Annotated in this window: 8 protein-coding genes; 5 read left to right on the top strand and 3 right to left on the bottom strand. The window is 68.4% G+C overall.

The genetic code is table 11. The features are described 5' to 3' along the window. Window position 1 precedes the first annotated feature (1 nt). From tilS to AC2YHA_RS13725, 3 genes are all read left to right on the top strand, one after another. A complete protein-coding gene (tilS, locus tag AC2YHA_RS13735) occupies window positions 2-976 on the top strand; it encodes a tRNA lysidine(34) synthetase TilS (protein ID WP_487402050.1) in 975 nt (324 codons plus the stop codon). 80 nt (window positions 977-1,056) lie between these two features. Further along, window positions 1,057-3,021 (top strand): ATP-dependent zinc metalloprotease FtsH, encoded by a 1,965-nt coding sequence (gene ftsH / locus AC2YHA_RS13730; RefSeq protein ID WP_233784459.1) that lies wholly within the window; start codon window positions 1,057-1,059, stop codon window positions 3,019-3,021. 178 nt (window positions 3,022-3,199) lie between these two features. Continuing rightward, window positions 3,200-3,568 carry a hypothetical protein gene (locus AC2YHA_RS13725; RefSeq protein ID WP_233784460.1) on the top strand — a complete coding sequence of 123 codons (369 nt, stop codon included), beginning with the start codon at window positions 3,200-3,202 and terminating at the stop codon, window positions 3,566-3,568. A 444-nt stretch (window positions 3,569-4,012) separates the two neighbouring features. On the opposite strand, the gene AC2YHA_RS13720 is transcribed toward AC2YHA_RS13725, so the two are convergent. Continuing rightward, window positions 4,013-4,510, bottom strand: coding sequence for a MarR family winged helix-turn-helix transcriptional regulator (locus tag AC2YHA_RS13720; protein WP_487402049.1), 498 nt, complete (start codon window positions 4,508-4,510; stop codon window positions 4,013-4,015). A 64-nt stretch (window positions 4,511-4,574) separates the two neighbouring features. On the opposite strand from AC2YHA_RS13720, the gene AC2YHA_RS13715 reads away from it, so the two are divergent. Beyond that, window positions 4,575-6,086 carry an FAD-dependent oxidoreductase gene (locus AC2YHA_RS13715; RefSeq protein ID WP_487402048.1) on the top strand — a complete coding sequence of 504 codons (1,512 nt, stop codon included), beginning with the start codon at window positions 4,575-4,577 and terminating at the stop codon, window positions 6,084-6,086. 130 nt (window positions 6,087-6,216) lie between these two features. On the opposite strand, the gene AC2YHA_RS13710 is transcribed toward AC2YHA_RS13715, so the two are convergent. Continuing rightward, the gene (locus AC2YHA_RS13710) at window positions 6,217-7,047 is read right to left on the bottom strand and encodes a tyrosine-type recombinase/integrase (protein ID WP_487402047.1); all 831 of its coding nucleotides are present in this window, start codon (window positions 7,045-7,047) and stop codon (window positions 6,217-6,219) included. A 640-nt stretch (window positions 7,048-7,687) separates the two neighbouring features. On the opposite strand from AC2YHA_RS13710, the gene AC2YHA_RS13705 reads away from it, so the two are divergent. Further along, window positions 7,688-8,128, top strand: coding sequence for a ParB-like protein (locus AC2YHA_RS13705; RefSeq protein ID WP_487402046.1), 441 nt, complete (start codon window positions 7,688-7,690; stop codon window positions 8,126-8,128). On the opposite strand, the gene AC2YHA_RS13700 is transcribed toward AC2YHA_RS13705, so the two are convergent. Then, on the bottom strand, window positions 8,114-16,102 hold the full coding sequence (locus AC2YHA_RS13700; protein WP_487402045.1) for an autotransporter-associated beta strand repeat-containing protein: 7,989 nt from the start codon (window positions 16,100-16,102) through the stop codon (window positions 8,114-8,116). The genes AC2YHA_RS13705 and AC2YHA_RS13700 overlap by 15 nt on opposite strands. Window positions 16,103-16,156: the final 54 nt, after the last annotated feature.

The raw sequence follows: 16,156 nt of genomic DNA, 5'->3' as shown, positions 1-16,156 counted from the left end.
CGTGACCGACCCCGAGCGTTTCGCCGTCGACGTCGCGGCGGCGCTCGGGCGCGGGCTGGATGAAGGCGAGCGGCTGGCACTTGCCGTCTCCGGCGGGCCTGACAGCATGGCGATGTTGGCGCTGGCGCATGCCGCCTTTCCCGGCCGCATCGTGGTCGCCACCGTCGATCACCGCCTCCGTGCCGCCTCCGCCCAGGAAGCGGCGATGGTCGCCGCCTGGTGCAGTGGGCGTGGCATTCCCCACGCCACACTCGTTCCGGCCGAGCCGATCGCCGGCGCCAGCATCCAGGCGCGGGCGCGCGAGGCGCGCTATGCGCTGCTCAGTGGCTGGGCGGAGGAGCAAGGCGCCGCGGCGCTGCTCACCGCGCATCATCGCGACGATCAAGCCGAGACCCTCCTGATGCGCGCGGCGCGAGGGTCGGGCGTGGCCGGGCTCGCTGCGGTCCGGGTGCGGCGCGATCTGGGTGTGGTGCCGCTGATCCGTCCGCTGCTCGACTGGAGCCGGGCCGAGCTGCGCGCGATCGTGGAGGCGGGTGGCCTGCCGTTCGTCGACGACCCCAGCAACCGCGACGACGCGTTCGACCGCACGCGCGTGCGGCGCCTGCTGGAGGAGAACCGCTGGTTCGACGCCGCCGGGCTCGCTCGCAGCGCCGCACACCTCGCCGAGGCGGAACAGGCGCTCGCCGCCTGGCTCGACCAGCTCTGGGCGGAGCGGGCGCGGATCGACGGGGCCGCCCTGACTTTCGACCCTGCCGGACTGCCGCGCGAGCTTCGCCGCCGGGCAGTGCGCCGCGGAATCGCCGAGATCCGCCGCGTCGCCGGCATCACCGGCCCTGCCTGGTCCGACGCCGCCAATGTCGAGCCGCTGCTCGACGCGCTCGAATCCGGCAGCGGCGCGACGCAGGCCGGGGTGGCGATCCGCCCCTCCCGCGGGCGCTGGCGTTTCGCCGCAGCCCCGCCGCGCCGCCCGCACTGATCGACCCGATCCCTCGTCCGTTCCATTGCCATTAACCTGCCAAGTCCTATCTTATCGGGCGGAAAGGTGATTCCCACGCGATGAACGACAACGACAAGCAGCCCGGCGGCCAGGACAACGGCGGCGGCAACCCCTGGATGAAGAGCCTGCTGATCTGGGTGGCGATCCTGCTCGGGCTGGCGCTGTTCGTCACGCTGATCGACGGCCGTTCGACCGCGACCGCGGGGAGTTCGATCCCCTATTCGACTTTCCTCGACAAGGTCGACGAAGGCACGGTCAAGGACGTCAACATATCGCGCGACGTCATCACCGGCACGCTCTCCTCGGGCGAGAAGTTCCGCACCTATCCGATCCAGGACCCGACGCTGATCCAGAATCTGCGCAAGAAGAGCGTCCAGATCAACGCGCGTCCGGACGAGGGCACCAATATCTGGCTGCTGCTGATCTACCAGTCGCTGCCGTTCCTGCTGTTCCTCGGTATCGCCTTTTTCGTCTTGAGGCAGATGCAGAAGAGCTCGGGATCGGGCGCGATGGGCTTCGGCAAGTCGCGCGCGCGGATGCTGACGCAGAAGGAAGGCCGCGTGACCTTCGACGACGTCGCCGGCATCGACGAGGCGCGCGAGGAGCTGCAGGAGATCGTCGAGTTCCTGAAGGACCCGACCAAGTTCGCCCGCCTCGGCGGCAAAATCCCGAAAGGCGCGCTGCTGGTGGGCTCGCCCGGCACCGGCAAGACCTTGCTCGCCCGCGCGATCGCGGGTGAGGCGGGCGTGCCGTTCTTCACCATCTCCGGCTCCGACTTCGTCGAGATGTTCGTCGGCGTCGGCGCCTCCCGTGTCAGGGACATGTTCGAGCAGGCCAAGAAGTCGGCGCCGTGCATCGTCTTCATCGACGAGATCGACGCGGTCGGCCGCCATCGCGGCGCCGGCCTCGGCAACGGCAACGACGAGCGCGAGCAGACGCTCAACCAGCTGCTGGTCGAGATGGACGGCTTCGAGGCGAACGAGGGCATCATCATCATCGCCGCGACCAACCGGCCGGACGTGCTCGACCCGGCGCTGCTGCGCCCCGGCCGCTTCGACCGCCAGGTGGTGGTGCCGCGCCCGGACATCGAGGGCCGGGTCAAGATCCTGCAGGTCCATATGAAGAAGGTGCCGCTGGCGCCCGACGTCGACGCGCGCACGATCGCCCGCGGCACGCCGGGCTTCTCGGGCGCCGACCTCGCCAACCTCGTCAACGAGGCCGCGCTGATGGCCGCGCGCAAGGGCAAGCGGCTGGTGGCGATGCAGGAGTTCGAGGAGGCCAAGGACAAGGTCATGATGGGCAGCGAGCGCCGCTCGATGGTCATGACCGACGACGAGAAGCGCATGACCGCCTATCATGAGGCGGGACACGCGATCGTCGCGCTGCATGAGCCGGCGTCCGACCCGATCCACAAGGCGACGATCATCCCGCGCGGCCGTGCCCTCGGCATGGTGATGCGCCTGCCGGAGCGGGACAGCTACAGCTACCACCGCGACAAGATGTACGCGAACCTGGCGGTGTCCATGGGCGGCCGCGTCGCCGAGGAGATCATCTTCGGCTACGACAAGGTCTCCTCGGGCGCGTCGAGCGACATCCAGTACGCGACCGGCCTCGCCCGGGACATGGTGACGCGCTGGGGAATGTCCGACGAATTGGGGCCGCTCCAGTACGCCGAGGCCGACGAGGAGGTGTTCCTCGGCTATTCGGTCAACCGCTCGCGCCAGATGTCGAACGAGACCGCGCTCAAGATCGACGCCGAGATCAAGCGGATCGTCGAGTCCGGCCTCACCCGCGCCAAGGAGCTGCTCACCAAGCACAGCGACCAGCTCCACACGCTGGCGCAGGCGCTGCTCGAGTTCGAGACGCTGTCCGGCGACGAGATCAAGCGGCTGCTTGCCGGCGAAACGATCGACCGCGGCGATTCCGGTGCGGCGGCGGCGCCGGTGCCGGTCAGCGGCACCTCCGTGCCCAAGACGCGCCGACCCAAGGGACCGTTCGGCAATCCGGCCCCGCAGGGCGCTTGATCGCGGGCCGATTGACGGCTGACCCTGTGCTCCATAGCCCTCCCGCATCGAAAGGTGCGGGAGGGTTTTTCATGAGACTTGCCGGGCTGGCGCTCGCGCTGGCGATGGCGGTCGTTCCGGCGGCGGTGGCGCAGCAGCCGCCGACGACGGTCGCCGATTTCATCGCCACCTGTCGCTGATGCCAGCGGAGGACAAGTTCAGCATCGTGCTTACTCGCCGCAGCATGTTCGCAATCATTATCGCTGTTGCGGCGCCGGTGTTGTTATGGGCCGTTCCCCCGATCGCGGGGCGCTCGAATCTTCTGTGGCTGCTCGCAGTTTTCGTTCCGGGACCGTGGGCTATTTGGCACTTGGCCAGGCAACTCTACACCGCCGCGATGCACGGTTACGTCGTGACCGGCGTTCCAGAAAAGCGGGTATATCGGGATGACGCTCCGAGCCTCTACAGAAACAATGTCATCGCCTATATCATCCTGTTCCCTATCGTGGCGGCCGGTGTCGTGATCATGATGCTGAACGCCCTCCAGGCAGAGCATCTCATCCGCTGACGTGGAGCAACCACTTTCCACTCGTTGCAGGCACGTCAGCACGCTGACAGGCTGCGGAGATCAGCACTTCGCCGTCCTCCTCGCCCGCAATCACATGCTCGCCGTACAATAGCGAACCGTCAACGAGATCGTGTCGATCACGACATCACAGGCCTCGTCGGTCATCGTCTTGCGCAGCCGATGCGACAGGCAGAGGCCCGGTTCTCGCTATCGTGCGGCCCTCGAGCGTCCGGATCGTGCCGTCGCGGACCGCCCGCGCATTGTGAGGCCAGACAGCGAATGCTGACAGCTGGTCAAGGGCGGCGGTGGTGGCGTATCGCCTCGATCGCTTATTCGTCGACGCGGCCGGAGACCTGAAGCGAGCCGCCCGCGTGGCCGCGGCATCCGGAAGAACCGCGGTGGTTTCTCAATGGTCTCATACGACCTTTCCGGCCGGCCCGCCGATCAGCTCTCCCGATCGGGCGGAGCGATGTCGCGTCCAGCAGTGATGTCGCGGTTCATACCGTCGGCGAGCATCCGGAGCAGCCGCACCAGATCGTCGAAATCCTGCCGGCTCCAGTCGCGGAACATCTCGATCGCCAGCCGCTCGCGCGCGGCATCCAGGGCATCGGTCGCCGCCTTGCCGCGTTTGGTGATCACCGCCTCCCGCACACGACGATCCGCCGCGCTAGGGCGGCGCTCGACCAGGCCGAGCTCCTCGAGTCGCGCCACCTGACGGCTCACGGTCGTATAGTCGCGGCCGGCTTTCGCGGCGAGATCGACGACCCCGATCGGCCCCAGCCGCTCGATCCCCACGATGAGCGGGAAAAGCGCACGCTCGAGCGTAAGCCCGGCCAGCCGCAGGATTTCCTCGTCCCGCTCCGGCTCGTTGATCACCGCGACGATGTCGAGGAGCGAGCGGTGCAGTCGGGGGAGCGCCTCCGAAATATGTGTAGGATGCACTTTCTTTATTGACACTGTCCGGCTCCCGATGGATATGTGCAACTTACACGCAATGGAGGCCAACATGGAAGCGGCAAATATCGACGTGCTGATCACCGGCGCCGGCGCCGCCGGCCTGACCTTGGCCATCGAGCTTGCGCGCCGGGGCGTACGGTTCCGTCTGATCGACAAGCTGCCGGCCCCGTTCCCCGGCTCGCGCGGCAAGGGTATTCAACCGCGTAGCCAGGAGATTTTCGAGGATCTCGGCATCCTCGACCGCATTGTCGCCACAGGCGGGCTCTACCCGCCGCTGCGCGAATATCGCAGCGACGGCAGCTTCCAGGACTCGCTGGTGGCGGAATCCTTTGCTCCGACGCCCGCCGAACCCTTCCACCTCGCGCTGCTCGTCCCGCAGTTCCTCACCGAACGGGTGATGCGCGAGCGGCTTGCCGAGCTGGGGCACCGGCCGGAATTCGGATGCGAGCTCGTCGCGTTCGTGCAGGACGACGAAGGCGTGACCGCCAGGCTGCTCATGCCCAGCGGGGAGCAGACGGTGCGCGCACGTTATCTGGTCGGCACCGACGGCGGCCGCAGCTTCGTGCGCAAGAGCCTCGAGCTGGACTTCCCCGGCAAGACGCTGGGCATCCGCGCGCTGGTCGCCGACGTGGTGCTGACCGGATTGGGGCGCGATGCCTGGCATCGCTTCAATGAAGGCGACATGGAGACCCAGATCTCCTTCTGTCCGCTGCCGGGTACGCCGATGTTCCAGATCCAGGCCCCGATCCCGCTCGAAGGCGACGCCGACCTGACCGCGTCGGGCCTCCAGGCGATGGTTGACACGCGGATCGGACGAAGCGGGATTCGCATCGAGAGCGTTTCCTGGGCCTCGGCCTATACGATGAACGCGCGTCTCGCCGACCGGTATCGGGTCGGACGCGTGTTTCTCGCGGGTGATGCCGCCCATATCCATCCGCCCACGGGGGGACAGGGCCTCAACACCAGCGTTCAGGACGCCTATAATCTCGGCTGGAAGATCGCTGCGACCCTCGCCGGGGCTTCGCCCGCGGTGCTGGACAGCTATGAGGATGAACGCCGGCCGGTCGCCGGGGCGATGTTGGGGCTCGCGACGAGGCTGCTCGATGCGGCGAAGCGCGGCGACATGCGGCGCGGGCGGGAGGTGCATCAACTCGACATCGGTTATCCGGATTCGCCGCTGTCGCTCGAGGTGCCGGCGCGTGAGGGCATGCTGCTCGCCGGCGAACGGGCACCCGACGCACCCGTGGCCGGAGCGGCCGGCCAGGATCGCCGCCTATTCGAGCTGTTCGCCGGGCCGCATTGGACGCTGCTCGGTTATGAGCCCGGTGGCACCGGGGTTGCTCCACGCGAGGGTCTGCACATCCACCGCATCGGCGCCGATGAGGCCCTGGTCGACCGGGAACGGCACTTCCAGAATGCCTATGGCGTCGCGACAGGCGACTGGGTGCTGGTGCGGCCCGACGGATATGTCGGGGCGATCGTCGATGCCGCGCATCTCACCGAACTGGAGCGCCATCTCGATGCGATGGGCCTCGCCGTCCCAGCGCACGCCGATGCCTAAGCTGCCGACGTTTAGAGGATGGGCGACGCCACTTACGATCGGCGCGTTCTTCCCCCATGGCGGGCACAGGTCTGCTGATGTTCTTCGAGCTGGATCGCGGATTGATGGTGGTGATCCACCAATGGTTCTCCTAGTTCTTCCTCGCGGGCGTCGCAGGCCACATGGCGGCTAACGTTCGGCCGCTCGCGCGCTCTAAATCGAACTCGCTCCATTCGGCCTGACGCAGCTCGCCCGGCCGGACGAACACATGCGGCGACATCCGTAGCACGTATTTGGTGATGCCGTACCCGGAGAACGCCTCTATCGCGCGCAGCAGCTCACCCACGTCCCTGGGGTTGGTGATAGCCGCGTAGTGTCGGGTCTTCGGGACAACGATCGCGCCCCTTAGGTCGGCGGCCACGTCCCGCTGCACCCGGCCAGTCGCGATGCCGTAGCGGAGGACGCGGCCGATAACGCTGCGCATGCGCCTGGCGCTTTCATAGCGTCCCGTCGCTTCCAGCTTGCGCAGCACGGCCAGCACTTCCAGCGCCTCGATCTGGTTGATCGGGCGCGACCCGATATCGGAATACGCCATCCCGAGCAGCCACTGCACCTTTTCGAGCGTGATCCCGGCGCGGCCTTCGCGGGTGATCTTCGTGACCCATTCCTCCGCGACTGACTTGAAGCTGTTGCCGGCGTCGAACTGCGCCCGCATCCGCTTGAGCTTCTTTTCCGCAGCTGGATCGATGCCGTCCGCGACCAGCTTGCGGGCGGCATCACGCGCCTCTCGTGCCTCCGGAAGGCTGACTTCGGGCCAGACGCCGAGCGACAGCACCTTGTCCTTGCCGAGATAGCGATACTTGAGTCGCCAGTATTTCGAACCGCTCGGGGTGACGAGGAGGAAGAGCGAATGCTCATCGAAGAGCTTGTACGCCTTTGCTCGAGGCCGGGCATTCTTGATGGCGAGAACGGTGAGCGCCAAGGGGGTATCTCCATCCGAAAACGGGTGGATCATGGGCCCCGAAAAGTACCCCAAAAGCGGGGTATCTGTGGGCAAACCCACCCGAACCTCGCCGGACAAAGTAGTAGAAAAAGCGCTTGTTTCCGAGCCACTTACGGGACGTTCTTGGACGTCCGTGGACGGGAAAGTGGTGCCAGAAGAGGACTCGAAAATGGCCAGTCAATACATTGACTAATAGTGATTTTTTCAAGAACACGGAGGCCATACCATAAGCAATTCCATGAACCTCAGAACTGGGTGGCGGTTCGGGTCCCTCCATCGCGTTCAGCCAATATGTTGAAGGTGATTCGGAGAGGCGACATACGACGGTTCATGACCACAGTTGGGCCGCAAGCTGCCTGGCGGGTTTTGGCGCGCGAATATGGGAAAGCCGACCTTGGCTCAGATGGACGGGTATAGCGTCGCACGCGCGCTCTTCGCCGCTGGCGGTCGCATCGTCGGGTGCGGCGCGTCCATCTGCCATTGCAGGTCGCTTATACCATGGAGCGCCGATCGGCGCTTTATGGCGGCGGTGCCGGCCAGCGCGCGCCGATGCTCGCAATCGCAATGATCAACGCCGCCGACCCCACCCGCCGCTGTATAGAGCCAGAGCACCCGTTCGATGCTGCAGGCGCATCATTCGCATGACAAGCTTCCCAAGTGGATCGGCGCGATGAAGGACGATCCGTATCGATCGCTTGCCGGCGAACTGCGGCGCTCGGGTGATTGTGCCAAGGACGCTACGCCCTATTCGGAATTCCTCTGGGCGGATTTCCTGAGCCGCCGGGTTAGCCGAAGCTTGTTGAGACGACTTCGAGCGGGCGGTGGCCAAGGCATTGGAGGCCGCTCGGCACCAGGACGCTTCCTACTTGCCCGGCTGGTGCGGGCGCCTGGAGGACACAAATCCGTGCCGCAGGCAGAATCGGAAAAGTCGCCGCGCCGGTCGGCAGAATACTTCCTCGAGGCCAGACACGACCCGCTGTTGCGACCGTTTGAGGAGTCGATTGCTACTCATTTGAAGACGGCAAGATTCCCCGCCAATGATTTCTTAAAAGCGCCATGATAGCGACGCTCGCGCAGCATGATCCTGCGCTCGCTTCGCGATCGTGCCGTCATACGAAAGATCGAACCGGACGTTCCTGGCAAGCGCCGCGCCGACACCTAACTCTGCCGCCAGCACATCGCGCGCGATCGGAGCGCCGGCAATGGTGAAGCGTGTGCCGTCCAATCTCGCCTGAAGCTCGGCCGAGCGGTCGCCGAACGCATGCCGCCACCCGGCCGACGAACGGAGCGTGATGCCGCCCCCGAGCGGAATCTCCCCGGCGCTGCGCAGGCCCAGGGTCGTGAAGGTGGTCGACAGGGTGCCGTGCGCCAGATCGAGAGCGGCCGCGCCGCCGCGTTCCCGGGCGTGCTCCGCGTCGACCGTTACATGGGCAAGGCCGGCGAACGGCTCCAACGAGCCTCCGGCGACAGGCAGCTGATAGGCCATTTCGCCGAAGGCCTGGGCGGTCGAGGCGCCGTAGCGAGACCGAAGCTGGTCGTCGAAGCCGGCGAACGCGACGGTGCGCCGAGCGGAAACGTCATGCCAGGCAAAGGCGTAGCCGGTGCGCAGCGCCAATGCGCCGAACCGCGCTCCGGCATAAAGGCCGACATGATAGCTGTCGACATCGGCATTGCCGCGGCCGTTGATGTCGTCGCGGTGATAGCCGCCGAACACCCCGAGCCGCGTGCCGCCGTCGGTGAGCCCCTCGATGCCGACGAGACCGCCGCCGGCCGAGCGCTCGACGCGCGCGGCGTTGCCGTCGCTGCCGAGATGGCCCCAGCTTGCCAGGGCTTCACCCCAAATCGCGACGCCGGTCTCGCCGTCCGCTTCGCGCATCCGGCGCAACGCCGCGCCTCGCGGCAGGCGGCTGTCCTCGACCAGCAGCGCGCGAGTCGAGGCGTGGATCTCGCCCGACAGGCCGTCGAACGCGGCACGAGCCCCCGCCGCGTCCGTCATCACCAGCGCGTCGTAGAGCGGGTTGCCGAAGGTCAGCCTCTCCAGCCCCGCGCCAACAGCGCGCTGGTTGCGCGTGACGCCGACGTCCTCGAAGCGGATGTCGTTGCGCTCGAGCGTCAGGGTCACGGTATTGGCGGCGTAGCCCAGGCTTGGATCGAGGAAGGCGAAATCCGAGGTCACCGCGCCGAAACTGCCCTGAATCCCGCCGACGGCAGTAAGGATCGTGTAGGTCGCGCGCGGCCGGTAATTGCCGCCCGGCCCAACATGGACGACCGAGCCGGCGAGCGTCGCGACGCCGAGCACGTCGATGCGATCGCTGGCGGCGCCAGCGGGATCGACTTCGACCTCGTAGCGGCTGCCCGGCGCGAAGACGAGGTTGCCGGTGACGGTGAGCGTGCCGATCGAGTTGCCCGGCGCGACCGTGCCGCCGCTCGCGATCGTCACCGAACCGAGCGCGCCGTTGCCGCGCAGCCAGCCCCCCGTGCCGAGGGTGAGCGCACCGCCGAGCTTGCCAGCGGTATTCAATACGCCGTTCTCGACGCGGACCTGGCCGGCGAAGCCCGAGCTGTCGCCGGTCAACCGCACCGTGCTTCCCGCGATGGTCAGGCTGCCCTGACCGCTGAGCCGCCCGGCATAGGTGCCGTCCTCCGCCTGCGAGAATAGCAGCGACGCGCCCGAGCCGATCGCGGCGTCGCCGGTGAAGGACTGGACCCTGGTCACCAGACTGCCGGCCTCGATCGTCCAGTCGAGCGAGCTTGCGCCGCCCAATGTCAGCACGCCGGCCCCGCGCTTGACGGCCGAGCCGTTCGCGCTGCCCAGACCACCGATCGTTCCGGCAAAGGTCGCGTCGCTTGCCTGATCGAACACCACCGTTCCGGCAGCGGCGACATCGCCCCGGATTGCGGCGGCATCGCCGATCAGCGTTCCCGCCTCGACAAAGGTGTTGCCCGAATAGCTGTTGGCGCCGGATAGGACGAGGGTGCCGAGGTCGGTCTTTACCAGGTCGCCGGTGCCGGTGAGCGCCGCCGCGATGGTCGCGGAGATGGCGGCGCCCGCTGCACTGCCGTCACCGACGCGGACGATGGTGCGACCATTCTCCCCCGCGAGCGTCAGTGTGTCGCCGGACAAGCGATAATCCTTGCCGGCGAACTGGAGGCCGGTGACCGACAACGCTCCGGCGCTACCGTCGATCGTCACGTCTCCACCGGGCCCCTGGAACACCGCAAAGCCCGGTTGCGGGCGCATCGCCCCGTTCACCGCGCCGGTCGCGTCGGTCCAGGCGCGGCCGTCCGCGCGCCAGACACCGGCGCCGCCATCGACGGCGCCGTTGTCGCGGCGGCCCGGATCGCCGCCGTCCCAGAAGAGCAGCTCCGCTCCGAACGACGAGACCAGATTGACCTGTCCCGCGACCGAGGTCTGCACGGCGAGGTCGTCCGGCGACATGCCGGGCAGGATGGTTCCGATCGCCAGCCCGCGATCAGCAAGCGTGCCGCCATAATCGAACAGGCGATAGATCCCGGCGCCGAAGCCGCCCGCGTCGGTGAGGTTGAGCGTCCCGTCGAGCGTCAGGTCGCCGGTGATATCGAACACCGCCGCACGGCCGGGCGCCCCGAGCGCGACATCGATCTGGGCGGCGGAGCCGAGCTCCAGGCTCGAGAGTGTCAGCATTGCACCGACCCCGCCGGCGAGATGACCGCCGTCCGCCACCCGCACGTCGCCCACCGCGCCCCGGCCGCCGAGCGTCGTCCCCGATCCGACCGTCAGGCGGCCACCCAGGCTGCCGTCGACGACGAGTTGCCCGGCTTCGAGCGATGTCGCGCCTCCGAACGCAGCGGAATTCCCGGTGAGCGTCAGCAGGCCCACGCCGGCCTTGACGAAGCTGCCGCCGCCCGAGAGCGCGCCGGCATAGCTCGCGTCACCTGCCTCCTCGAAGCGCAGCGACGCGCCGCTCGCCACCGCCGCGTCGCCGGTAAAGCGGGAAGCCGCCGTCGCGAGGCCGCCTTCGTCCACCGACCAGCGGACGTTGCTGGTGCCGGCGAGCGTCAGCGTGCCGGTGCCGGCCTTCACCGCCTGTCCCGGATGGCTGCCGAGTGCGGCGAGATTGCCCGCGAAGCCGGCGTCGTTCTGCTGGGTGAACCGCACCGTGCCGGCCAGCGACAGGTTGCCGCGGATCGCCTCCGCGCTGCCGGACAGAGTGCCCGCCTCGACCACGGTATCGCCGGCATAGCCGTTCGCCGCGGAAAGGATCAGCTCGCCCCCACCCCGCTTCACCAGTCCGCCGGCGCCCGACAGCGCGCCGTTCAGCGTCAGCGCAGTGCCGTCGGCGACCGAGAAGGTGCCGGTGCCGTTCAGCGTGACCGCCCGGTCGGTCGCCAGGTCGGCCGTCGCCGCAAGGCTGCCCCCGGCGAAGGTGATGCCGCCGCCTGCCGCACCCAGCGCACCATCGGAAGCGATCGACAGCACGCCGCCCTCGATCATGGTCCCGCCCGAATAGCTGTTCGCGCCGCCCAGAATCAGCGTCCCGGCGTCGCTCTTGACCAACGCAGTCGCGCCGGTCAGCGGGGCATCGATGCGCGCGGTGATGGCTGCGCCTGCTGCCGTGCCGTCGCCGACGCGGATCACCGTCCGTCCGTCGCTTCCCGCCAGGCCGAGCGCGCTGCCGCTCAGGCTGTAGCCGTCCACGGCGAACTGCATTCCGGTCGCGGACAGCGCGCCCGCCCCATCGTCGAGCACGACTCGCCCGCCCGTCCCCTGGAAAACGGCGAAGCCCGGCGGCGTCGGGCCGGCGTTGATGCTGCCGTCGGCGCCGGTCCAACTCCTGTCGCCAAGCCGCCAGGTCCCCGCGCCGCCGTCGACCGCACCGTTGAAGTGGCGCGCCGGGTCGCCGCCGTCCCAGAAACGCAGATCGGCGCCGGCCGACGACACCAGGTTCACCTGCCCGGCGGCAGCGGTCTGGACGAAGTAATCGCTGGCAGCCTGACCCGACGGCACGGCGCCGAGCTCGAGCCCGCGATCGATCAGCGCGCCGCCATAGCTGATGAGCCGATAGATGCCGGCCTGCAGCGGCGTCGCTCCGCCGACGTTCAGCGTTCCGTCCAGCGTCAGACCGCCGGCCACATCGAACAGCGCCGGGTCGCTCGTACGGCCGAAGGTGGCGTCGATCGCCGCACCCGCCGAAAGCTCGAGGCTGGCCAGCTCCAGCGTCGATCCGGCGATCCCGGCCAGACGGCCGCCCGTATCGACCCGAACGTCGCCCACGCTGCCGCTGCCGCTTAGCACACCATCCGCGCCGACCTGCAGCATCCCACCCAGGCTGCCGTTCACCCGCAGCGCCGATCCCGCGACGTTGGTAGTGCCGGAGAAGCCGCCCGACGCGCCTTCGAGCACTAGCGTCCCCGCCCCCCTCACATCGAAGGCCCCGCTGCCGGACAACGTATAGCGGTAGACGACCTCGCGCCCCGGCGCCGCGCCGGAGGAGAGCGCCAGCCGCCCGTCATCGCCGATCGCCACATTGCCGGTGAACGCCGCCGCCTGCGCGGTCAGCGTGCCGGCTTCGACGCTCCAGTCGAGATTGTTCGAACCGCCGAGGATCAGCTCGCCGTCGCCGCGCTTGATCATCTGGCCGAAGGTGCTGGCAAGGCCGGAGATGTCGCCGGCGAAGGTGACGCTGCCTTCCTCCTCGAACACGACGGTGCCGCCGTTCTCGAGATCGCCGCGGATCGAGCGGACGCTGCCGATCAGCGTGCCGGCATCCACCCGCGTCCCGCCGGTATAGCTGTTGTTACCGGACAGGATCAGCGTGCCGAGGTCGTTGACCAGCAGGCCGCTGTTGCCGATCAGCGCGCTTTCGATGCGTGCGGTCATCCCGCGCCCGGCAAGCGTGCCGTCACCGACGCGGACCGAGGTGAAGGCGCCGCCGTCGAGTGCGATCTCGCCGAGGGTCAGGCGGTAGCCGTCGACCGCGAACTGTATGCCGGTGACCGCGGGCAGACTGCCCGTGTCGAGCGTCACCGTCCCCGCGGAGCCCTGGAACACCGCGAACGCCGGCACCGGCCGCATCGGCCCGTTGGCGAACCCGTTCGCATCGGTCCAGCTCCGCCCGCCCGCGGTCCACAGGCCCGAACCGCCGTTGACCGCGCCGTTGTCGTAAAGGCCGGCATTGCCGCCGTCCCAGAAGCGCAACGTCAGCCCGGCGTTGGAGACCAGGTTCACCTGGCCGGCGACGCCCGTCTGCACGCTGAGGTTGGCACGGTCGACGCCGCCTGGGACCGACCCGATCGTCAGCCCGCTCCCGCTCTGCGTACCCGTATAGCTGATCAGGCGATAGACGCCGGCCGCGCCGAATCCACCGCCGTCGGTGACGTTGACGGCGCCGTCGAGCCGCAGATTGCCCGCCACGTCGAACAGTGCGTCGTTGCCCGGCGCGCCGAGCGTCACGTCCAGGATCGCCCCCGGATTCATGATCAGGCCGCCCATCGACAGCGTCCGCCCCGCGGCGCCGACCAGCGTGCCGCCGCCATAGAGCTGCACGATCCCGGCGATGCTGCCACCGCCGGTCAGCCGACCGTTCACGTCGACGAGCGAGCTCGCGATCGAGCCCTCCACCGCCAGCGTACCGGCGGCCACGTACACACCGCGCTGCGAATCGCTGGCGCCGGTGAGGGTGAAGGTGCCGCTCCCGATCTTGGTCAGGCCGTAGCTGGGGAAGGTCGGATTGGTCGGATCACCCCCCGAGATGTTGCCCGCGAAGGTGAAATCCGTGTCGGACCCACCGACGGTGAGTCCCAAGTCCCCAGCGTAGGTGATGTCGACCAGGCCGGCGCCGGCCAGCGCGCCGAAGATCTCCGACTTCTGGAAGGCGATCGTGGCGCCCGCGTCCACCGTCACCAGCGCGGTGTCGGCGATCGCGCGATTGCCCATACCTGCCCAATTGTCGACCCACAGCCTGCCTTCGCGGACATGGATGTCCCCGTCGAAGCTGTTGTCGCCATAGAGGCTCAGCGTGCCGAGCCCCGTCTTGGTGAACCCGCCGGTGCCCGAGATCGTGCGGTTGAGCGACGCATTCTGGAACTGGTCGACGTCGAGCATCACGTCACCGTCGAGCGTCAGCGCGCCGAGGGTCTGCCAGGGGGACCCGGCAAAGCTCAGCGTGGTGCCGCCTGCCATGCGGATCGCGCCGGTGCCGAGCGCGCGATCGTTCAGCAGCCGGATGGCGCCGCCCTCGATCACCGTTCCGCCGCTATAGGTGTTGGCGCCGGCCAGGCTCAGCACGCCATTGCCCCGCTTGATCAGGCCCCCGCCGGTGCCGCTGCCGCCGGTGCTGATCACGCCGTTCAGCCGAAGATCGCGGTCCCCGGTGATTGCCAGGTTGGCGTTGGCGGCCGCTCGGTTGATGACGATGGCGTTGGCGAGCGTAACGTTCGCGCCCGCCTCGACCTGCCCGCCGCCCGAGGCGAATACCGATATCGCGCCGGTGCCCAGCGCCTGGTCGGATCCGACGATGACTTTCGCGCCGTTGCCGATCGTCGTCCCGCCGGAATAGCTGTTCGCCGCCGACAGTGCGAGCGTCCCGCTCGATACGTTGACCCGCACGCCTCCCGACAGCACGCCCACGAGCGTGAGCTGGCCGGCGCCCGCCTTCCATAATGCTCCGGAGCCCGAGACGGTGCCGGCGTAAAGCGTGTCGGCGGCCTGGTTGACGGTGAGGGTGTTGTTCACCTGGATGGCGCCGGTTCCGCTCAAGGCGGCGACCTGCTGGACGGCCGCATTGGCCACCAGCGTCCCGCCCGCGAGCGTCAGCGGCCCCTGACCGATCGCCTCGTTCGCCTGCAGCACCAGCGTGCCACCCGCGACGGTCGTCCCGCCCGAATAGCTGTTGGCCGTGGCGAGCGTCAGCGTGCCCGCTCCCGTCTTGCGGAGGGACCCGGTGCCGTTGATCGAGCCTGAGAAGGTGGTATTGGCGTTGTTGGCGCCGACGGTCAGCGTCTGCGCGCCGAGCGCCACCGTGCCGCTCCCGGCCAGCGAGCCGATCGTCTCGTCGTCGTCCTCGAGCCCCGCCGCGCCGCCGCCGCCGGTCAGCGCGAGCGTCGCGCCGGCCGCGATCGTGACGGCGGACGCGTCGCCGATCGAGTTCCTGCCCGCGCCGAGCGCCCGCACGATGCCCTGCGAAATCGTCGTCCCGCCGGAATATGCGTGATCACCGGTGAGCTGAAGCGTTCCCGTGCCCATCTTGGTGAGCGAGAGCGTACCGCCGAACTCGCCGATCGTCGTGCCGAGCCGCAGCGTTCCGGCCGTAGTGACGGCAATCTCGTTCGCGCCTCCGGTGACGGAGACGTCGTAGGCGGCGAGCATGCCGTCGTTGAGCGAAATCCCAACATCGCCTTCGAGCAAGAGGCTGGAGGCGCTCACGCGGCCACCTGCGGCGATCTGAACGAGAGCGGGGGCGGCGCCCGATCCGCGGAGTTGGAGCAGTTCGGTCCTCAGCTCCGACTGGGCTCCGTCGACGACGAGCCGGGCCTGGCCGCCGTTGCCGTACGCCTGCGTAACGCCGGCTTGAACCAAGCCGCCGTTGGTGATGGCGACCGTCGCGTCGCCGCCGGTACGCCCGAAAGCGAGGTAACCGGTCACCAGGGCCTTGGCTCCCGGTCCGTCGACGACCAGTTCGCCGGACTGATTCGGGAGCTCACCGATCATGACGTAACTGGCGGACAGTGTTCCGCCGCTCGTCACCACGGCACGCGCGGGGGCGCTCTCGTCGGATTCGAGCCACAACGTGACGACCCGTGCATCGGGCGTATCGATGGCGATGTCGTCGCCGGTCTGGACCCGGGCGTCGAGGGAGGAGTTTGGCGGAACGCCCTCACTCCATTGGCTCGCGTCCGCCCAGCGACCGTCGCCGCCGAGCCAGTAGTTGTTGGTCTGCGCGCGTGCAGCGTCGGGCACAGCGATCAGCGCGAGACCGATGCCCACAGCCGCGAAGCCATGTGTCCCGAGCGCCGTGCCAGCCGCCAGCGCGCGGCGCAGAGAGTTGCTGCGCATGTCGATTTACCCCCTTTTGCCGGCAAGCGATCGGCGCGCGTCCGATCGACTGGC

Source organism: Sphingomonas sp. SRI_018, assembly GCF_057586275.1.
This window is presented reverse-complemented; position numbering and strand designations above follow the sequence as displayed.

Bases quoted from the DNA above. Each gene is read 5' to 3' on its own strand.
- ftsH (WP_233784459.1), top strand. From the start codon at position 1,057: ATGAACGACAACGACAAGCAGCCCGGCGGCCAGGACAACGGCGGCGGC.
- AC2YHA_RS13725 (WP_233784460.1), top strand. From the start codon at position 3,200: ATGCCAGCGGAGGACAAGTTCAGCATCGTGCTTACTCGCCGCAGCATG.
- AC2YHA_RS13715 (WP_487402048.1), top strand. From the start codon at position 4,575: ATGGAAGCGGCAAATATCGACGTGCTGATCACCGGCGCCGGCGCCGCC.
- AC2YHA_RS13705 (WP_487402046.1), top strand. From the start codon at position 7,688: ATGCTGCAGGCGCATCATTCGCATGACAAGCTTCCCAAGTGGATCGGC.
- AC2YHA_RS13700 (WP_487402045.1), bottom strand. From the start codon at position 16,102: ATGCGCAGCAACTCTCTGCGCCGCGCGCTGGCGGCTGGCACGGCGCTC.